The sequence below is a fragment of the Pseudomonas sp. D1-36 genome (genome assembly GCF_051132205.1).
In the GTDB taxonomy this organism is placed as follows: domain Bacteria; phylum Pseudomonadota; class Gammaproteobacteria; order Pseudomonadales; family Pseudomonadaceae; genus Aquipseudomonas.
The window spans coordinates 3,192,166-3,212,307 of sequence record NZ_CP071674.1 but is presented as its reverse complement, the minus strand read 5'-3'; the positions used below and the strand labels follow the sequence as shown (position 1 = coordinate 3,212,307).

The window sequence follows — 20,142 nt, the reverse complement described above, 5'->3', positions numbered from 1 at the left end:
TTTCCATGGGCCTCGATCACGGCGCCAACGGTAGAAACCTGCTTTGGGCCAATGATCGGCCGATCTGTCCACGGTGCACGTTTACAACCGCATAAGGGCTATCGGCCTTGGCAAGCAGCGAATGATAGTGTTCGTGGCGTTGTTCCTTGGTCTTGAGGTGGGCGACGGTGTAGTCAGCTTTCGGCGAATCCACCGTTTCATAGTGAAAATGCCCATACCAGAGCGGGAAACCCTTGCGGTCGTTGACCGCGTATTCCTGGAGGAAGTCCTTGCGGGTGCCCTTCAAGGGCTGGCGCTTGCCGAGCAGCGCGACTTGAATCAGGTTTTTATCGAACAAGTAGCGAAGGTTGCCGTCGGTGGGCGGCAGGTGCAGGCTCAGTTCGGTGCGCAAGGCACTGCCTTTGCTGCCCAGGCTTGAAATCGCATCCGACAATTGCTTGCCCAGCGCCTGGTCCGCCGCTGTGCGAGATGTTTTCGAGGCTGTGAAGGCGCGGTCCAGTTCATCGGCGAGCACACGGAAGCGACTGGCTTCGTTGCTCATGATTTCTTCGATCTCCTGGGGATGTCGGCAGCGCTTTTTGTAGGCATCGGCGCGGCGCAGGCGTTCCGCCAACTGCCCCAGCAGGCCCTGTGCATCGGCCTTGATTGCTTTGATGGAGCGCGTTCGGGGAGCGGGGCGTGGTCGACGCACTTCGACGACATCCCAGACATCGTCGTGTTGCGAATACGTGGAAAGCACCTCGTCATTGGCTTGCGAGCGCAGCTCCACGACTTCGATCGGCAAGCTGGTACCCGCAGGCTTCAGGTCGCCAATCAGCACGCCGTTCTTTCGCGTCTTGATCACCTTCTTCTGAGGACGGCCGGAGGGCGACTTAGGCCGTTTTGACGGGCGCTTGCGAGGTTTTGGCTCGGGTTTGACTTCGGCGGCAAGCTTGCTGGAGGCGTCTTGGTACAGGCTGTCGACCAGTGAGATCAGCTTGTCGAAGGACGCTTCGTTGATGTCGTCGATATAGAGCGTCTTCATGCCGAGCAAGGCATCCAGCGTCTTGGCGTATCGCTCGGTCAGGCTTTCCAACACTTCCAGATGCTCAAGCTCAGGCAGGTCGTACATGCCCAGTTCCGAGTGCGAGCGCACCTGCTCTCCCAAAGGCTGGACGATACGAAACAAGCTGTCGGGCAGGTCGCTCTCCGGGTGCTTGATCGACAGCAACGGCAATGTCGCCAGTTGCAGGGCCTTGGAGCCCAAGGCATTTCTCTCGTCCAGGGGACGGTCTTTGACCAGGCGCTCGTAGGCCTGGGCGCCTGCGCTGTCCAGGTTCAATAGCCTGTCGAGGTATTCATCCTTGAGCTCCAGCCAGTGGATGGCCTGCTCATTGATCTCGGCTGTTTGGTCGAGGAACTTCAGATAGTCCCTCATGTTGGAAGTGACGGCCGTCAACACCAATTCTTCCCCATAGTTCGGGTTGGCTGCATTGAGGGCGCGTTGCTCCATATCAGTGACCAATACCGCCCTGCGCGCATTGATGACCACATTTTCCATCAGCGCACGGATTTCCTTGGCGGGAATATCGATACCCAACCTGGCATGTTCCGGCGCCCTGTCGAGCATTGTCAGGTAAATGTCGACCTGTTCTTTGTTCAGGTCATAGAACACTTTGCGCCTGGGGCCCCGCTGGTTTTCGGTTTTGGTGCTGTCATTTTCTACTCTGTTGAGTATCTGTTGAGCGACGTCCAGCTCCGTTTGCAACCTATCAATGCGCTTCCTCATCGCATTTGTCTCTTCGATCAAGGTGATGGTTCTCTTAACGTTCAGTTGCCGTTGCTCGGCAATGCGTTTAGGCGGCATGCCCCCCCTGAGGCGCAGGCCCAGGTCAATGGACCAGTTGCCTTGGCCATCCGTTTGCAGCGCCGGGCCCATCCTGAGCCGGTCGAGCGGGTCGACGATCCTGGTGCTGCCGTCCGCTTCCGGGCTGATTCGATACAAGTTTTCGTTCACCAGCGCGTGCCATTTGTTACCGATCACATAGAGACCTTTGAAGGGACCGTAGTGGATCGGTTCGGGGAGAGACTCGGGGCGGGGTACTTGCATGCGTGCCAGTTGGGTGCGTTGCTGCGACGTTAGGCGATGACGGGCGCCGGTGAAACTGAAATCGAGAATGCGGTTGAGGGCGCCGGAATGCGCGTCGGGCAGGGAAACGGATCCTTCCAGGATGGCCGGCACCGGCGGCGCCGGCCATTGTTCGGCCATGGCACGTGGAGCAGGGGGCTGCATGGCCTGCTCCTTGACCGTTTCGGCGATGGGCACGCGTGGTGGCAGCGGGCTGGCGTGCAACTGGCTGGTCAGCATGGCGAGGTTGACCAGAAAATCGACGGCAGCCAACTCTCGTGTCACAGGGTCTTCGCTGATCAGGGCGGGAATGTCGCGACTGGCGCTGGCCATCAAGCTCCATAACCAGACCGCGGACATGGCCGGGCCGCGCAACAACGGGAACAGCAACGTGTTGAACAACAGGCTGCCGCCTTCCAGCAATGCCGCCCAGCGGCTTTCGCTGTTCGAGACGGAGTTTCGGTCGGCCTGTGTGATCAAGGCCTGGGCGTTGCAGCCATACAGGTACTGGAGCAGTTCGCCTCGGTGCAGGTACTGCAGCAACTCGTCATTCATGCCATCGGTGGCAAGCGTGGCCGGGACGGGTTTTTCGGGGGCGCTGAATTCGTCGCCCTGGAAAAAACGCACGATGTGCGGCTCCGTAAAGCCACCGTTGGCATACACCGAGCGCGCCGCGTCGGACATCCAGGTCAGGACGCTGGTTTGCAGGTCACCCGTAGTGGCGATGGCCTGTTGCAGCGCCAGGCGGGTGGGAAACTCCATCAGCGAGGGCACGTACAGCGGACGGTACAACAGATGCGGGCCGGTGCTGGCGTCCTGTGCTTCGACGATAAACATGTTGCTCGCGATGTCGGGCTGGGCCTGGGGTTTGCGCAGAAAGGCCAGGTGACGCATGACAACGGGCTGCCCGTCGACTTGTCGACCCTCGGTGTCGGGTTGGAAAACCGCTTCGATGAGGCGCAGCCCTTGGCGGGTCATGCCGTTTTTTTCGGTGAGCACCTGCCGCAGCGCTTCGAGCGGTAACTGCGCCGGGACCTGTTCGGCAAATATCTTTTGCTGCTCACGGGCTTGGGACGAGTCGCCCAACAGCTCTTGTTGCAGGTAGCGAGGATAGGTCGTGCCGATGTCGACTTGCTCGATCAGCCCGTTCTTGCGGGTGATGAAATCTGTTGTCAGCCAGGCCGGCAATGACAGGCCCTGCCGGTGGGCGAGTTGCAGATGGCCGCTGGGACGGGCGACAAGATTGTCGATGGCCAGGCGGGTAAGGCTCATCGTCCTGCGCTCGCTGATACCGGCCGTTCCGGGATATCCCGCGGACACTGTGAAGATCAGCTCGATATCATCGGGTTGGTACTGGCTGGGGTCGGCCTTGTCCGGGCTGATGTCATTGGTTTTGTTCATTTGCGTGAGCAGCGCCTCGGCGGCAAAGGCCTTGATGTCGCTGGGGTGGCTTGGGCCTTGAATCCGACTCCTGAGACTGGCCAGCGCCAGGCTGTACCGCTGGAATCGGCCGCAATCGGCCAGGGATGCATTTTTCAACCAATCGGGGAGTAGCGGCGCGAGTCGAGCCGATGTCTCAGGCGTCAGCCTTGGTGCATCGCGCAGGCATCGCGTCGGGTCGCTCAAGTCGCTGTACAGCGCACTGAGGTTCGCCAGGCCGATTTTTGACGGCAGTTGCACGGCCTTCAGCTCGGTGAGTTGTTGCTCCAGGATCAGCGCGGCCTGGGTGTCGAAAACGTCGCCGTCGAGCTCGTAGCGTTGGCAAGTGATCGTGTCGACCACATAGCGATTGGCGATCTGTTCGCGCCAATGGCGATTGAAGGCGTCCAGCGATTCGAAAGGTCGGATGGCGGCGCCCGGGCTGCATAGCAAGAGCGTAAGCCCGTACTCGGTGTAATGCATGAGCAGAAGATCGATGCTCGGCAGCACCGAGGACACGGCGCCTTTGGTCAGCACGCTGTTCAGGCCATACACGTATACCGCAGAGGCATTGCGCTGGAAACGCTGCTCGCGGTCCGGCCACCGGACGATCTGGTCCAGCGCCTCGCAGGCGGGCACCGTCAGGCCCGGTTGCTGAAGCCTGCGGATATGCAACGTGATCCTCAGCGTATCGCCCAGCCAATGCCAGCGGCTGGTGCGGGCAGCCACCCGGGTGTGGGAGATGGTTTCGGCATCGCCGTTCCAATAGCGGGTCAATGCTTCTTCGAGCCCGATCGGCACGGTCCAGGGCAGTTCATGCAGCAGTTTCTCGACAACCTCCATGTCGAGCCTGTCGTTGCCCGACCAGAGACGGCTGGGGACCGAGTCGGACAGATAACAGTCCAAATTACCCCGTGAACTGAAATCCACTGGCGTGCCGAGGGCCAGGTAATCGAGCACCAAGGGCATGAAGGGTTGGTAGTTCCAGCCTTGGGCGGCCTCGTTCGGTGTCGCCAGTCGGGTCTTGTCGAGGTCGATGGCCAGCGCGGGGTATTTTTCCCTGAGGGCTTGCCCGAGCACCTGCTGGACAACCTGCTTGAAGGTCGGGCGGGCGGACATCGGGTTGATGGTGTGCGCGGCGGCCGGCGGGCTGCCGGCCGAGGAGAGCGTGTTCATGAGAATTCCTTTTCTGGACGCATGGCCGTCGGGATGACGGCGAGAGTCAAGTGTCGGGATTCTCTTTCCCTGCGTGCGGTATATAGGTACCACCCGCTGGGGATGGCTTGTGTCAGGCCGGGGCGGGATCGCTGCCCAACACCACGTTCAAGGCGCTGCGGGCATCATCCAATTGCACCAGGGTGGCGTGGCGTGCGCCGAGGGCGTCGCGGTTCTCGATGGCGGTGAGGATCGCCTTGTGTCGCGGCATCGCCAGTTCATGCAGGTTGGGCCGCTGGTTGGAGTGCTTGAGCGCTTCGGCAATGGCCACGGACAACATGTTGCAGAGGTTGGCGAGCAGGTCGTTGTGGGTGGCGTCGGCGATGCGGCTGTGGAAATCCAGGTCCGGTTGCAGCAGCGCTTCGGGAGTCGGTGCCGCTTCCATGCGTTGGTAGGCTTCGCTGATGGCGGCAATGTCTTCGTCGGTGGCGAACTGCGCGGCGAGCGCGGCGGCGGCTGGTTCGATGATGCTGCGCACGCTGGTAAGCAGGCCGAAGAATTCATTCTGCGGGCTGCTTTGCATCAGCCAGTGCAGTACGTCCGGGTCGAGCATGTGCCATTCCCGACGGGCCTTGACCACCGTGCCCACTCGCGGCCGTGAATACACCAACCCCTTGGCGACCAACACCCGCGTGGCTTCGCGCAGCACGGGGCGGCTGACGGCGTACTCTTCGCACAGCAACGCTTCGGCGGGCAGTTTGTCGTCGGGCTTGAAGCGGCCGGAAACGATCTGTCTGCCCAGTTCCTGGACGATGCGCGCATGCATGCTTTTGCGGTCGGAGGGTTTACGGTAATCCATGGGACGCGGCGCGATCCTGTGTGCGTGGGGTGCTGCGCATGATAGCAGGCGCGGCGATGACGGGTCGCTAGTGCGAGTTCTCAAGGTCGACGCAGACCCCTTGTGGGAGCGAGCCTGCTCGCGAATGCGGTGGTTCAGGCAACATAAATGCCGGCTGGTCCAACGCTTTCGCGAGCAGGCTCGCTCCCACAGGGAGGTGACGGGGTCAGTGGGAGTGACGCGGCACCTCGGCGCCGCGGCAGCCCACCAGGAAGTCGAAGTCGCAGCCCTGGTCCGCTTGCAGCACATGGTCGATGTACAACTGGCGATAGCCGCCCACCAGCAATTGTTGCGGTGGTGCGAGGTCGGCCAGGCGCGCGGCGAGTTCGGCGTCCGGGATGTCCAGGTGCAAGCGGCCACTGGCGCAATCGAGTTCGATCCAGTCGCCTTCTTTCACGGCGGCCAAAGGTCCGCCAGCCGCGGCCTCCGGCGCCACGTGCAACACCACGGTGCCGTAGGCGGTGCCGCTCATGCGCGCATCGGAAATGCGCAGCAGCTTGGCCGGCAAGCCCATGTTGCCCACTTCAGCCATGCCCGGATAACCCTTCGGCCCGCAGTTTTTCATGACCAGGATCGAGTCGGCATCGACGTCCAGTTCCGGGTCGTTGATCCTGGCCTTGTACTCGTCGAAGTTCTCGAACACCACCGCGCGACCACGATGTTGCATCAGTTGCGCCGTGGCGGCGGATGGCTTGAGCACTGCGCCCAATGGCGCCAGATTGCCGCGCAGCACGCAGATACCGCCGTCGGCGCGGATCGGGTTGTCGAGGGTGCGGATGACTTCGTCCTGGCCGTAGATCGGCGCGTCCTTGGTGTTTTCACCGAGGCTCTTGCCGTTGACTGTCAGCGCGTTCGGGTGAGGGATCAGGTTGGCTTCACCCAGGCGACGCAGCACGGCGGGCAGGCCGCCGGCATAGTAGAACTCTTCCATCAGGAAGCGCCCGGATGGCTGCAGGTCGACGATCGTCGGCATGCCACGACCGATGCGGGTCCAGTCGTCCAGGTCCAGTTGCACGCCGATGCGTCCGGCGATGGCCTTGAGGTGAATCACCGCGTTGGTCGACCCGCCGATGGCGGCGTTGACGCGGATGGCGTTTTCGAAGGCTTCCTTGGTCAGGATCTTCGACAATCTCAGGTCTTCACGGACCATTTCCACCGCGCGCATGCCGGACATGTGGGCCAGCACATAACGACGGGCGTCCACGGCCGGAATCGCCGCGTTGTGGGGCAGGGAAGTGCCGAGGGCTTCAGCCATGCACGCCATGGTCGAGGCCGTGCCCATGGTGTTGCAGGTGCCGGCCGAGCGGGACATGCCGCCCTCGGCGGCGAGGAAGTCGTCAATGGTGATGGTGCCGGCCTTGACCTGCTCGCTCAACTGCCAAACCACCGTGCCTGATCCGATGTCCTGGCCCTTGTGCTTGCCGTTGAGCATCGGGCCACCGGTGACGACGATGGCCGGCACGTCGCAACTGGCGGCGCCCATCAGCAAGGCCGGGGTGGTCTTGTCGCAACCGGTGAGCAGCACCACGCCATCGATCGGGTTGCCGCGAATCGCCTCTTCCACGTCCATGCTCGCCAGGTTGCGGGTCAGCATGGCGGTCGGGCGCAGGTTCGATTCGCCGTTGGAGAACACCGGGAATTCCACCGGGAAACCCCCAGCCTCGATCACGCCGCGTTTGACGTGCTCGGCGATCTGGCGGAAGTGCGCATTGCACGGCGTCAGCTCCGACCAGGTGTTGCAGATGCCGATGATCGGCTTGCCGTGGAACTGATGGTCGGCGATGCCCTGATTTTTCATCCAGCTGCGGTACATGAAGCCGTTCTTGTCGGCAGTGCCAAACCATTGGGCCGAGCGCAGGGAGGGTTTCTTATCAGACATGATCGATTCTCTTATTGTATGACTATATTGTTCGAGCTGAAGCGTAACATAAGCGCAATTTGCGCGGTTTGGAAGTGTTGTTGAGTAAATAGTATTACTATATAGTCCGATTCAACGGAGGGGTTGTCCTGGCGTTCGTTCGCGAGAGAAATCCCCCAAGGTTCTATAACAACAACAATCGGAGACCGGCCCCATGAGCCAGGAATTGCGGCTTATTCGTCGCATCACTCTCAAACTGATTCCCTTCCTGATCCTGCTGTACTTGATCGCCTACGTGGACCGCTCTGCGGTGGGCTTCGCCAAGTTGCACATGGGTGCCGACATCGGCATCGGCGACGCCGCCTATGGCCTGGGCGCAGGACTTTTCTTCATCGGTTATTTCCTGCTGGAAATCCCCAGCAACCTGATGCTCGAACGCTTCGGTGCCCGGCGCTGGTTCGCCCGGATCATGATCACCTGGGGCGCCATCACCATTGGCATGGCGTTTGTACAAGGGCCTCACAGTTTCTACGTGATGCGCTTTTTACTGGGTGCGGCCGAAGCCGGGTTCTTCCCGGGCGTGCTGTACTACATCACCCAATGGTTCCCGGTGCGCCATCGTGGCAAGATCCTCGGGCTGTTCATTCTTTCCCAACCCATCGCGATGATGATCACCGGCCCTGTGTCCGGTGGCTTGCTGGGCATGGATGGCATCCTTGGCCTGCATGGCTGGCAGTGGCTGTTCATCGTCATCGGCCTGCCGGCGGTGCTGTTGACCTGGCCCGTGCTGCGCTATCTGCCAGATGGCCCGCAACAAGTGAAGTGGATGGACCAGGCCGAGAAGGACTGGCTGACCGGCGAGCTGCAAAAAGACCTCGAGCAATACGGCCAGACGCGCCACGGCAATCCATTGCATGCGCTGAAAGACAAGCGAGTCTTGCTGCTGGCGCTGTTCTACCTGCCAGTGACCTTGAGCATCTACGGCCTGGGCTTGTGGTTGCCGACACTGATCAAGCAGTTTGGCGGCAGTGACCTGGTGACCGGTTTTGTGTCTTCCGTACCGTATATCTTCGGCATCATCGGCCTGTTGATCATTCCCCGCAGTTCCGATCGCTTGAATGATCGCTACGGTCACCTCGCCGTGTTGTATGTACTGGGCGCCATCGGCCTGTTCCTCAGTGCCTGGCTGTCGGTACCGGTGTTGCAACTGGCCGCGCTGTGCCTGGTGGCATTCGCGCTGTTCTCCTGCACAGCGGTGTTCTGGACCTTGCCAGGACGTTTCTTCGCTGGCGCCAGCGCGGCGGCGGGCATTGCGTTGATCAACTCGGTGGGCAACCTGGGTGGCTACATCGGGCCGTTCGTGATCGGTGCGCTGAAGGAGTACACCGGCAACCTGGCTTCGGGGCTTTATTTCCTGTCGTGCGTGATGGTGTTCGGCCTGGTGCTGACCGGCGTGGTCTATCGCCTGCTGGAGCGCAAGCATGTGCTGCCGGCGGATCAGTTCGCGGCGAGCGCCCGGGGGGCGACGCGTAGCTGAATCTGAGGGCTGACGCTGAAAAACTGTGGGAGCGAGCCTGCTCGCGAAAGCGGTTTTCCATCCACCAATAATGTCGACTGTCAGACCGTTTTCGCGAGCAGGCTCGCTCCCACAGGGGACTGCACAGAGGTCAAAATTTGTTTACGGGAGAAAACCCATGCGTTTAGTTCAGTTCGAATTGAGTAACGGCGAGCGCCGCGTCGGTGTGGTCGAGGGCGATCAGGTACGTGAAGTGCAGGGCGCCGCCACTGTGCGGGAGCTGGCGCTGGCCGCGATCGAGGCGGGCGTGAAGCTTGAGCAGCAGGTCAACGGCTTGGGCCTGGGGGCGAGCCATGACTACGCGCAACTGCTCGGCGAACTGCGTATCCTGCCGCCGCTGGACCACCCGGACCCGGCGCACTTGCTGGTCAGCGGCACCGGCCTGACCCACCTGGGCAGCGCTTCGGCCCGGGACAAGATGCACCAACAGGCCGGCGACGAAGCAGCGATGACCGACACCATGCGCATCTTCAAATGGGGCGTCGAGCGCGGCAAACCACAGGCCGGGCAGGCCGGCGTGCAGCCGGAATGGTTCTACAAGGGCGACGGCAGCATCGTGGTCCGCCCGGGCCATCCGTTCCCGTTGCCACCGTTTGCCGAAGACGCCGGCGAAGAGCCGGAGATCAGCGGCCTGTACGTCATTGGGCACGATGGCAAGCCGTATCGACTGGGCTTCGCGGTGGGCAACGAATTTTCCGATCACGTCATGGAGCGCAAGAATTATCTATACCTGGCCCATTCGAAACTGCGCAGTTGCAGCTTTGGCCCGGAACTTCGCGTGGGTGAATTGCCTCAACATCTGTCCGGGACCAGTCGTATCCTGCGCAACGGCGAAGTGTTGTGGCAGAACGAATTCCTCAGCGGCGAGGCGAACATGTGCCATAGCCTCGAAAACCTGGAATTCCACCACTTCAAGTACAGTCAGTTCCTGCGCCCGGGGGACGTTCACGTTCACTTCTTCGGCACCGCGACGCTGTCGTTCGCCGACGGCATCCGCACCCAGCCGGGGGACGTGTTCGAAATCAGCCAGGCCGAGTTCGGCGCGCCGCTGGTCAACGGCATTGCCCCGGTAGACGCGGTATTCAATCCGGGTACTATCGGCACACTTTAAGAGGAGACTTGCGATGAACCAGATCCTTGGTCACAACTACATCGGCGGTGCGCGCAGCGCGGCCGGCCAGACTCGCCTGCAGAGCGTCGACGCCAGCACCGGCGAGGCCTTGCCCCATGAATTCGTCCAGGCCACGGAGCAAGAAGTCGACGCGGCCGCCAAGGCCGCTGCGGCGGCGCATCCGATCTACCGCAGCTTGAGCGCGGCGCGCCGGGCCGAGTTCCTCGACGCCATCGCCGATGAGCTGGACGCCCTGGGCGATGATTTCGTCGCCGTGGTCTGCCGCGAAACCGCCTTGCCAGCGGCCCGCATCCAGGGCGAGCGCGGTCGCACCAGCGGCCAGATGCGCCTGTTCGCCAAGGTCCTGCGCCGTGGCGATTTCTACGGTGCGCGTATCGATCGCGCCTTGCCGGAGCGCACGCCGCTGCCGCGTCCGGACCTGCGTCAGTACCGCATCGGCCTGGGTCCGGTGGCCGTGTTCGGCGCCAGCAACTTCCCGCTGGCATTTTCCACCGCCGGTGGTGACACCGCCGCCGCCCTGGCCGCCGGTTGCCCGGTCGTGTTCAAGGCCCACAGCGGCCACATGGCGACCGCCGAGCACGTGGCCGATGCGATCGTTCGCGCAGCGGAAAAAACCGCGATGCCGGCCGGGGTGTTCAACATGATCTACGGCGGTGGTGTTGGCGAATGGCTGGTCAAGCATCCGGCGATCCAGGCCGTCGGTTTCACCGGCTCCCTCAAGGGCGGGCGCGCCCTGTGCGACATGGCGGCCGCTCGGCCCCAGCCGATTCCGGTGTTTGCCGAGATGTCGAGCATCAACCCGGTAATCGTATTGCCGCAGGCCTTGAAAAACCGCGCCGACAGCGTTGCCCGCGACTTGACCGCCTCGGTGGTGCAGGGCTGTGGTCAGTTCTGCACCAACCCTGGCCTAGTGATCGGCATCCGCTCGCCGGAATTCACCGCGTTCACCCAGCAGGTAGCTTCGCTGATCGGCGACCAGGCGCCGCAGACCATGCTCAACGCCGGCACGCTGCAAAGCTACGGCAAGGGCTTGCAGAAGCTCCTGTCTCACCCGGGCATCGAACACCTGGCCGGTCGCGATCAACAGGGCAACCAGGCCCAGCCGCAATTGTTCAAGGCCGATGCCAGCCTGCTGATCAACAGCGACGAAGCGTTGCAGGAAGAAGTCTTCGGCCCGACCACGGTGTTCGTCGAAGTCGCGGACCAGGCGCAACTGACCGCAGCCCTGAACGGTCTTCATGGCCAGCTCACCGCCACGATGATTGGCGAGCCGGAGGACTTCGAACAGTTTGGCGAGCTGACGCCGTTGCTGGAGCAGAAAGTCGGGCGCATCTTGCTCAATGGCTATCCAACCGGCGTGGAGGTGTGTGATTCGATGGTCCATGGCGGGCCTTACCCGGCGACATCCGATGCCCGTGGCACGTCGGTGGGTACGCTGGCGATCGACCGGTTCCTGCGTCCGGTATGCTTCCAGAACTACCCGGACAGCCTGCTGCCGGAACCGCTGAAAAACGCCAATCCGCTGGGTATCCTGCGGTTGGTGGATGGGGTGCCGGGGCGCGAGGCGCTTTGAGGGTTGCGGTGAGGTCGTTACATTCGAGTTGAATGTGCCGGCCTCTTCGCGAGCAGGCTCGCTCCCACAGTTGGATTTTCAGCGAACACAAATTTTGCATTCACTGGAGATCCCCTGTGGGAGCGAGCCTGCTCGCGAAAGCGATATGTCAGGCAACACTGCTTTCGAACCTTATGGCCCAAGGCTCACTCCTACATTGGGTTATCATGCTGGCTTTCCCAATGACCGACTGATCAACATGACTGCCGTAACCGACACCCTGCTGCATGCCCTCGAACACTGCGACATGCTGATCATCGACGGGCTGCACGCGTTCGATTTCTCCCTCGATGAGCAAGATCAATTGCACGTCGAGTGCATGAACGGTCGCACCCGCGAGCATTGGCGTTTCACTGAGGCGCAGATGCAGGCCGCGACCTTCGACGAAGCCCAGAAGCATTGGATCATCACCAGCGATTCGGGCGATCACCACTTGGAATGCGTGGAAGCGACCAGCGGCCACGACGATGAGGACTCCGATCATGAAGATGCGTAGTTTCTGGCCCTTGTTGATGGCCGGCAGCGTCGGCGCCATGGGCGTCCAGGCGGACACTGGCGAGCGCCATCAGTTATTGGTGGGTTCCTACACGGCGGACCAGAGCCAGGGCATCTACCGCCTGCGATTCGACAGCCGCACCGGCCAGATCGATGCCAACCCATTGCAAGTGATCAAGACGCACAACCCTTCCTGGCTGACCCTTTCCAAGGACATGACCCGGTTGTTCGTGGTCAACGAAAACGGGCCGGGCCAGAAAGACCCGGTGGGCAAGGTCAGCAGCTACGCCATCGACCCGAAGACCTTTGAACTGAGCCTGATCAACCAAGTGCAATCTTTGGGCAACGAGCCGACCCACTCCAGCCTGAGCCATGATGGCCAGCATTTGCTGGTGAGTAATTATTCCGTCCTGGAAAACCCGGGCGGCACCTTGGTGGTGTTGCCGGTGGGCGCGGATGGCAGGTTGGCGCCGGTGGTGCAGATGGGCAGCCATCAGCCGAGTCGGGTCAATTCCGAGCGGCAGAAGTCGGGTCATGTGCATTCCTCGGTGTCGTCACCCGATGGCAAATATGTGTTCGCCAACGACCTGGGGGCAGACAAGGTGTTTGTCTACCGTTACGACCCCAAGGCCAACCACGAAATGCCGCTGACGCCTGCCGATCCGCCGTTCGTGCAGTTGCCACCGGGCAGCGGACCGCGCCATCTATTGTTCAGTGGGGATGGCAAGCACGCCTGGCTGACGATGGAAATGACGGCCCAGGTGGCCGTGTTCGATTACCAGGACGGTCGCCTGACCCAGCGCCAGCTTGTCGCGCTGGCCGATGGAAAGCCGCAGCCAGGTAAAGCCGCAGCAGCGCTCCATGCTTCCAAAGACGGCAAGTTCCTGTACGTCAGCAATCGTGGCACCACAAACGAGATGCTGGTGTTCGCCGTCGACCCGGCTTCCGGCACCTTGAAAGAGCTGCAGCGACGCTCCGTCGAGGGTGATCATCCTCGAGAGTTCAGCCTGGACCCGAGCGAAAAATTCGTTCTGGTCGCCAATCAGAAAAGCAATCAGATCGTGGTCATCGAGCGCGATCCGAAGACCGGCCTGCTGGGCAAGACCGTCCAGAAGCTGCCCATGGACGCACCGAGCGATGTGAAATTCCTCGTTCGTCAATAACCCGAGGCCCCGATTTTCGGGGCTTTCGGAGTTGTATCAACGAGACTGATAGTCGCTAGTATTACAAAGCATTTCAAGACGAGACGCCTCGGCGCGTAAGTTTGCTTCACGGCCCCACCGGGCAAGTCAGCCAACTGAATCCGAGGATTACCGCCATGAACATGAATCTTTTTTCCGTGATCGCCGCTTCCGCCATCTCCGCCACCGTGGCATTGCCCGCCAGTGCCAGCATCGAGATCAGCGACAAGAAAAACCGCACCCAGAGCTACACCGAAAAATACCTGCAACAGAGCGCCAACTTCTACGCGGCGCTGGATCACAAGACTCAACACTGAGCACGCTCACACTGAAGCCTGCGATCTTTTCATCTCCTCATCGAAGACGGAGAGACAAGATCGCAGGCTTCGTGCGTTCAGGAGGAAAGTTTTGTTGTGATGTCACATAGCCATGTGGTTAAATTTGACGCTAGTTAATTGACTCCTTGCTAATAAGGATCGACACCATGGCGATGCGTCTGGCAGTGATGTTGCTGTTCCTTTATTCCACCCCGATTGTTTCGGCGGCCCAGCCGATTCCCGGTGAATTGGAAGTGGCTCGCGAGCGATTGTTGAGCTTGTTGAGCGACTGAGCGGATAACTTTTATCGATCAATTAAACTGATGGTGACTATGCATATTAGTCGCTACTCATAACGGTTTATTTGATTGATTCTGTGGGCATTCAAACATGCCCACGGAGCCTCCCATGGCCAGTGCAATCCTCATCTGCGCCAAGCGCGGCGCCTACCTGGCCATCGGCCTCTACGTAACGCTGGTGCTGGTAGTCAGTCTCGGCACCCAATACCAAAACGTTGCGGAACCCTCCCTCCAGGCTTCAGCCGTGAGCGTCACGCATGCCGTCGCGAAAGGAGCGTCCGGAGCATGAGCAGGTGCAAATTCTGGGTGATCGCCTTCCTGGCATTCATCACCAATGGCTTTTCATTGCTTGGATTGGGTCAGGCGTCGGCGGGGTCGTTGGCGCGGACCATCGAATGCAACCACAACATCGCCCACAACATCCTCACCGCCAGGGCGCTGGGTGTGTTGGTGGGGAACCCGCCGGTCAAGCCGAGGGCGGCGGTGTTCGGGCCGTTTCAAATTGATTGCGCCCAAGCGCGCATGTGCAGCGCTGGATAAATACCTATTTGGCCATGATCGCCACAAACAGCTCTGAATCCAGTAAACCCTCCAACCATTCCCGAAGCCGAGGGTAGGGCGACTGGGCAAACCACTCGCGATCTACATGGGCGAACTGGCGCAAGAACGGCATCAGCGCCACGTCCGCCAGGCTCAGGTGATCCGTGGCCAGGAACTGGCGGTTTTCAAGCAATCCGTCCAGCTTGCGCAGGAACGCTTCACCCTCGCTCCGGTAATGCAGCGCCGAGTGGTCCGGATGGCGCTCCGGATATTTGTAACGGTTGAGGTGAAGCTTGAAAACCTGGTCGTTTTCTTCGATCAAGGTCGCCGTCAGAGCACGACCGTCGGGATCATTCAGCAATGTCCAATCCTGCGGATCATGCAGGCCCAAGGCCCAGTGCATGATCTCGAGGCTTTCATCGATGACCCGTCCATCGGCATGCAAGACCGGCACCGTGCCTTTGCTCGACAGCGCGAGCATTTCCGGTGGTTTGGCCTTGAGGCTCACTTCGACGATGTCCAGCGCGATACCGCTGTAGCGCAACGCCATGCGGGCGCGCATGGCGTAGGGGCAACGGCGGAACGAATACAGCGTGGCGCGGCTCATTTCACCTCCACCGTGCTCAATCCGTTGCCTTGGCGCCGGACCTGGATTTGCACCGGGATGCGCTCGTGCATTTCCTGCACGTGGGAAATGACCGCGACCTTGCGCCCCTGGGCCTGCAACCCATCCAAGGCGTCCATCGCCAGTTGCAGCGACTCGGGGTCGAGGCTGCCGAAGCCTTCGTCGATGAACAGCGACTCGATTCTCAACGTGTTGGACGCCATCGAGGCCAGGCCCAGTGCCAGGGCAAGGGAAACAAGGAAGGTTTCGCCGCCGGACAACGAATGCACCGAGCGCAATTCATCGCCCATCTCGGTATCCATCACCAGCAGGCCGAGCATGCTGCCGCCGCGCTTGAGGCGGTAGCGGCGAACCAATTGTCGCAACTGGGCGTTGGCGTGGTGGACCAACAAGTCGAGGTTGTACGCCTGGGCCAGTTTGCGGAAGCGATCGCCAGTGGCCGACCCGATCAATGCGTCCAGGCGTGCCCAGCGCTGGTACTCGGCGTAGGCTCGTTCGATTTGTTGGGCCAGGGCCTGGTTGGCAGTCTGCCTGCGCTGGTCCTCGGCCTGTTCGGCACGCAGCTCTGCGCAGCGTTGTTCGCTGGCCGCGAACTGCCCGTGAAGCGTGGCGAGGGCTTCGGCCAATTGTTCCGCCGGCAGGTTGCCGTTGTGTTGCGACTGGTGGTTTTGCAGCCGCTGCTCCCGTTCGGTGAGCAATACGCGGGCCTGCTCGATGGCTTTTTCGCTGTTGAGCAAGCGTTGCCGCAGGTGAGCGACCTGTTGGTCGTCGAGACCAAGCAACGCGCCCAGCGCGGCGTCGTCCAGTTCCGGATGAGCTGCGCGCCACTGGGCGATACCCGCGGCCAACGCCTGCTGTTCGGCCTCCAGGGATTGGGCCTGCTCATGGCGTGCCTGGAGTTCGGCAGCCAGTTGCACGAGGCTGTTGCGCAGATCCTGCAATTGTTGATTGGCCGTCGTCTCGGCATGGCGAGCCTGTTCCAGGGCCAGGTCGATTTGGTGTTGCCATTGCTCGGCGCTGGCGTGTTCACCGAGCAGTTGGTGAAGCTTTTCCTCGCACGCCTGTCGTTGCGCGTTCAACGCGCTGAACTGGCGCTGCGCCGATTCCAGTTGCTGTGTGCGTATCTGCTGCCGATCCTGTTCTTTCTCCAGGGCTTGCTGGCGCTGGACTTGGTCGGCGAGCTCTTCGCGCTGCTGTTCCAGTTGCGCGAGGCGCTGGCTGATCCGCTGGTCGAGTTGCATGAACGAGGCGGCAGGTTCGCTGCGCAGGGCCTGCAACGTGTCGGCCGGCAACAGTGCGCTGAAGTGCTCAAGCTCCTCGTCCAGGCGCTGGCGATCCCGGGCCAGTGCCTGTAGCTGGTTGTTCAGATGCTGCGAGGCTTGTTGGCTGGCTGTCTCTGCATCGCGCAGTTGCTGCGCCAGCTTGGCGGCGTCCTGTTGCAGCGTAAGCAGGGCGGCCTGGCGATGTTCGTCCTGGCTGATGAGTTGATTCAGCTGTGCGGTTTGCTGGGCCAGCCAGGCGGCGCGCTTGGATGAATCCTGGGCCAGCAGCTGCGCCGACAGCGGGTGAGCTTCAAGGCTTGGCGCCACGCTCCGTTGTTGGTCGGTGAGTTGTTCTTGCTGCTGCTTGAATTCCTTGAGCTGAGCAATGACCCCGCTGTACTGGGCCCGCAGTTCGATGACTTTTTCATTGAGCAGGTCGACGGCCTTGCGAGCGTTGGCCTGTTCGCTTTCATCGAAGCGCCCGAGGCTTTGCAGCAGCGCTTCGGGTTGGTGGTAGGGATGTTCGACACTGCCACACACCGGGCAGGGCTGGTTGTCCTGCAATTGTTCGCGCAGTTGCTCGACGCTTTCGCTACGGGCCAGGCGCTGGCGTTCCAGCAGCTCGCGAGTCACGGTCAGCGTCTGTTCGGCGACCGCCAGCTCGGCCTTGGCTTCGCTGCCTTCACGCACCAGTCGGTCGCGTTGCTGCAAGGCTTGCTGCTGGCGCTGTTCCAGTTCGGCGACACGCTTGTCCAAATCCTGCTGGCTGGCCCACAACCGAGCAAGGTCTTCGAATGCACGTAACTGCTTGCGGTTGTCTTGCAGCAGGTTGCCAAGCAGTTGGATCTGTTCGGCCACGGCTTGCGGTTCGGCATCGGCCTCCTTGTAGAGCACCTCAAGACTTTGTCGGCGGGTTGCGAGGTCTTCGGCGGCACGAGCGGCGGTTTGTTCCAGCAGCGCAAGTTCTTCCTGGCCCTGGTTCAGTCGATTGCCGATCAGCATCAGTTGCTGGAGGCGATCGCGGTAGGCGCCCCATGCATCACTCAGTGTTGCGAGGTCTGTGCTTTGTTCCAGTTCGCCGGCAATCCGTTCAAGCCGTTCGCCAACCTGCTGCTGTTGTTCCAGCAAGGTGTCGATCGTGCGCTGGCCGTCGGTGCTTGCCTGCTGGGCCTGCTGCAACTGTTCAGCGCCTTGCTCGGCCTCCCTGGCCAGGCGGGCAAGGCTGCTTTGTTCGTCGAAGGCCTGACGCAGCAGTGGCGTGCTGTCGGTGCTCTGCTGGCGGGCGGCGGCCACGGCCAGCTGCGCGATGCCGAGGCCTTTTTCCAGTTCGGCCTGCCGTTCATGCAACTCGACGTGTTGCTGCGTCAGCTGTTGGATCCTGGCCGCGAGCGGGTCCAGCTGCCGGGCCAGTTCCGCCTGACGGATGAACTGATGCCGCTGGGGTGCCAGCTGTTCCAGGCGCGTCAGTTTCAGGCGTTCGTCTGCCAGCGCCTCCCAATCGGCCTGGGCCCGTTGCAACTGCTCGGCGGCGCTGGCCTGTTCGTCCTGCAGATGGCGCAGGTCCTTGAGCCAGGCTTGTTGCTGCTCCAGTTGCTTGAGCTGCGCCTGTTGGGTTTTGAGTTGCTGCTGGGCTTCGTTGAAGTGCTGATCCAGCTCGGCGCGGGCTTCGGGCGATAGCGGTGTGACGCCCGTGGCCTGGTCCTGCAATTGCTTGTGGGTTTCCTTGGCCTGCTTGGCTTTGTCGAAGGCACGACGACCGAGGCGTGTATACAGCGCGGTGTCGGTAAGCTTTTCCAGCAATTCGCTGCGGTCGTTGTCGTCAGCCTTGAGGAAGGCGCTGAACTCGCTCTGGGCCAGTAGCACGGCACGGGTGAACTGCTCGAAATTCAAACCGAGGACGGCTTCCAGTTGCGCTTTGTATTCGCCTTTCTGGCTGGCCAGCAGTTGGTCATTGTCCAGGTCACGCAGGCTCTGGCGGCTGGCTTGCAGCTTGCCGGAGGCTTTTTCCCGGGCACGATTGGCCTCCCAGCGAGCCCGGTAGCGGCGACCATCGATGCCGCGAAAATCCACTTCGGCATAACCCTCGCCGGTCCCACGACGCAGCAGCGTGCGTGGATCGCCCGTGCCGATTTCGCCGTCGGCGTCGGGCACCTTGGCGTCACGACCGGTGTTGTTCAGCCGTGGCACCGCGCCGAACAGCGCCAGGCACAGGGCATCGAGCAAGGTGCTCTTGCCGGCGCCCGTGGGGCCGGTGATGGCGAACAGACCGGCGCTGGCCAAGGGTTCGGCGGTGAAATCGATTTCGAACGGCCCCGCCAGGGAGGCGAGGTTCTTGAGACGGATCGCGAGGATTTTCATGGCTGTTCGCTCTCCATCTGTACATCCTGCAACAGCACGGCAAAGTCCTTGAGGGTCTGGTCATCGACTGGGTTGCCGTAGGTGTCCTGCCAGGCGCGGCTGAACAGTTCCTGTGGGCTGAGCTGGTCGAGTTCAATCAGCGCCGCGCCTCCATCGGCATCGCCGGAGCCACCGCTGCCGGCATACTCGGCTGCGATCCGCACCAGTCGCACGGCTTTGCCTTGCAGGGCGGTTTCGACCTGATTGCGCAGGTCCGGCTGCGGTTCATCGAGGCGCACCCGGACTTCCAGCCAGGGCTGGCGATGGATGTCGGCCAGCAAGTCGATGTCCGGCAAGTCCTTCAGTTGCACCAGGATGTCGGCCAGGGGCGCCGGGCCCAGGCGTTGCAAGTTGACGGCGCGGGGAATCAGCCGTGGTTCGACGCTGACCAGGGTTTCGCCGTTTAGGGCGATGTCGAGAATCTGGTGCCGGTAGCCGATTTCGGAAAACGACAACGGAATCGGCGATCCGCTGTAGCGGATGCGTTCTTCACCGTTGACCTTTTGTGGCTTGTGCAAGTGGCCGAGGGCGACATAAGTGATGCTTGGGCCGAACAGGCTGGCTGGCAGGGCTTCGGCGTTGCCGATAATCAGGCTGCGCTCGGAATCCTCCGATACCGAGCCGCCGGCCATGTGTGCATGGCTGACGGCAATCAGCGCCTGGCCCTTCTTGCGCTTGGCGTTGGCGGCGGCAATCAGCCATTCGTGGACCTGGCCGATGCCGCGCAAATAATCGTCCCCCAGTTGCGCGCCCGTGACCTCGGCCGGCCGCAGGAACGGCAGGGCCAGGCACCAGGCCCGGACCTTGCCCTTGGCGTCGGGCAGCGGCAGCAGCAGGCGCTCGACGTCCAGCTGCCCATCGTCCAGCCACAGGACGCGGCCCAGGGCATGGGTGCGCAGGCGGCGCATCAGCGGCGCCGGCAATTCGATGCGCGAACCGGAATCGTGGTTGCCCGCGATCATGACGATGGTCAGGTTGGCGTTTTGTTCATGAGCGCTGACGATGAAGTCGTACAGACGCTCCTGGGCTTTGACGGGCGGGTTGACCGTGTCGAAAATGTCGCCGGCGATCAATAGAACGTCGGGTTTTTCGCTGGCCAGCTGACGCAGCAGCCAATCAAGGAAACAGGCGTGTTCGAAGTCGCGATCCTGGCCGTGGAGGTTTTGCCCCAGGTGCCAGTCGGAGGTGTGAAACAGACGCAAGGCAGACTCCAGAAAACAGACGATGGCCGCGGGAAGAGAGGCGGCGCAAAAATGCAGAGTTTACTGG

General features: G+C 61.6%; 15 protein-coding genes. 9 read left to right on the top strand and 6 right to left on the bottom strand.

All coding sequences use genetic code 11. The annotated features are described in order from the left end of the window. Nucleotides 1–16: 16 nt before the first annotated feature. The 3 genes from J3P76_RS14160 to J3P76_RS14150 all read right to left on the bottom strand — a co-directional run bounded on the left by J3P76_RS14160 (nt 17) and on the right by J3P76_RS14150 (nt 7,458). Entirely contained in the window at nt 17–4,702 is a 4,686-nt protein-coding gene (locus J3P76_RS14160) for a dermonecrotic toxin domain-containing protein (protein ID WP_434700864.1), read from the bottom strand. Between the two features lie 112 nt (nt 4,703–4,814). Continuing rightward, nucleotides 4,815–5,540: a FadR/GntR family transcriptional regulator gene (locus J3P76_RS14155; protein WP_434563751.1), complete on the bottom strand. Its 726-nt coding sequence runs from the start codon at nt 5,538–5,540 to the stop codon at nt 4,815–4,817. 205 nt (nt 5,541–5,745) lie between these two features. Beyond that, entirely contained in the window at nt 5,746–7,458 is a 1,713-nt protein-coding gene (locus tag J3P76_RS14150) for an IlvD/Edd family dehydratase (protein WP_434700863.1), read from the bottom strand. 193 nt (nt 7,459–7,651) lie between these two features. Here J3P76_RS14150 and J3P76_RS14145 point away from each other — a divergent pair, with 193 nt between their 5' ends. From J3P76_RS14145 to J3P76_RS14105, 9 genes are all read left to right on the top strand, one after another. Continuing rightward, the gene (locus J3P76_RS14145; protein WP_420766545.1) at nt 7,652–8,974 is read left to right on the top strand and encodes an MFS transporter; all 1,323 of its coding nucleotides are present in this window, start codon (nt 7,652–7,654) and stop codon (nt 8,972–8,974) included. Nucleotides 8,975–9,131: 157 nt separating this feature from the next. Beyond that, nucleotides 9,132–10,124 (top strand): AraD1 family protein, encoded by a 993-nt coding sequence (gene araD1, locus J3P76_RS14140; protein WP_434611116.1) that lies wholly within the window; start codon nt 9,132–9,134, stop codon nt 10,122–10,124. 13 nt (nt 10,125–10,137) lie between these two features. After that, nucleotides 10,138–11,718: an aldehyde dehydrogenase (NADP(+)) gene (locus J3P76_RS14135; RefSeq protein WP_434700862.1), complete on the top strand. Its 1,581-nt coding sequence runs from the start codon at nt 10,138–10,140 to the stop codon at nt 11,716–11,718. A gap of 238 nt (nt 11,719–11,956) precedes the next feature. Beyond that, complete coding sequence (locus J3P76_RS14130; RefSeq protein ID WP_434563757.1) at nt 11,957–12,253, top strand: DUF5629 family protein; 297 nt, start codon at nt 11,957–11,959, stop codon at nt 12,251–12,253. Beyond that, the gene (locus tag J3P76_RS14125) at nt 12,240–13,415 is read left to right on the top strand and encodes a lactonase family protein (protein ID WP_434700861.1); all 1,176 of its coding nucleotides are present in this window, start codon (nt 12,240–12,242) and stop codon (nt 13,413–13,415) included. Before J3P76_RS14130 ends, J3P76_RS14125 begins: the two co-directional genes overlap by 14 nt. Nucleotides 13,416–13,570: 155 nt before the next feature. Beyond that, nucleotides 13,571–13,750: a hypothetical protein gene (locus J3P76_RS14120; RefSeq protein WP_420766540.1), complete on the top strand. Its 180-nt coding sequence runs from the start codon at nt 13,571–13,573 to the stop codon at nt 13,748–13,750. A 167-nt stretch (nt 13,751–13,917) separates the two neighbouring features. After that, complete coding sequence (locus J3P76_RS14115; RefSeq protein WP_434563761.1) at nt 13,918–14,043, top strand: hypothetical protein; 126 nt, start codon at nt 13,918–13,920, stop codon at nt 14,041–14,043. A gap of 115 nt (nt 14,044–14,158) precedes the next feature. Further along, nucleotides 14,159–14,338, top strand: a complete 180-nt coding sequence (locus J3P76_RS14110) for a hypothetical protein (protein ID WP_434611121.1) — start codon at nt 14,159–14,161, stop codon at nt 14,336–14,338. Then, nucleotides 14,335–14,589 carry a hypothetical protein gene (locus J3P76_RS14105; RefSeq protein ID WP_434611122.1) on the top strand — a complete coding sequence of 85 codons (255 nt, stop codon included), beginning with the start codon at nt 14,335–14,337 and terminating at the stop codon, nt 14,587–14,589. The genes J3P76_RS14110 and J3P76_RS14105 overlap by 4 nt, the downstream gene beginning before the upstream one ends. 4 nt (nt 14,590–14,593) lie before the next feature. On the opposite strand, the gene J3P76_RS14100 is transcribed toward J3P76_RS14105, so the two are convergent. Genes J3P76_RS14100 through J3P76_RS14090 form a run of 3 tightly spaced genes read right to left on the bottom strand, consistent with a single transcriptional unit; the run spans nt 14,594 to nt 20,075 of the window. Next, entirely contained in the window at nt 14,594–15,196 is a 603-nt protein-coding gene (locus tag J3P76_RS14100) for a glutathione S-transferase (RefSeq protein WP_434611124.1), read from the bottom strand. Continuing rightward, nucleotides 15,193–18,834, bottom strand: a complete 3,642-nt coding sequence (locus J3P76_RS14095) for an AAA family ATPase (protein ID WP_434611127.1) — start codon at nt 18,832–18,834, stop codon at nt 15,193–15,195. Before J3P76_RS14095 ends, J3P76_RS14100 begins: the two co-directional genes overlap by 4 nt. Next, complete coding sequence (locus J3P76_RS14090) at nt 18,831–20,075, bottom strand: exonuclease SbcCD subunit D C-terminal domain-containing protein (protein ID WP_434611130.1); 1,245 nt, start codon at nt 20,073–20,075, stop codon at nt 18,831–18,833. Before J3P76_RS14090 ends, J3P76_RS14095 begins: the two co-directional genes overlap by 4 nt. Nucleotides 20,076–20,142: the final 67 nt, after the last annotated feature.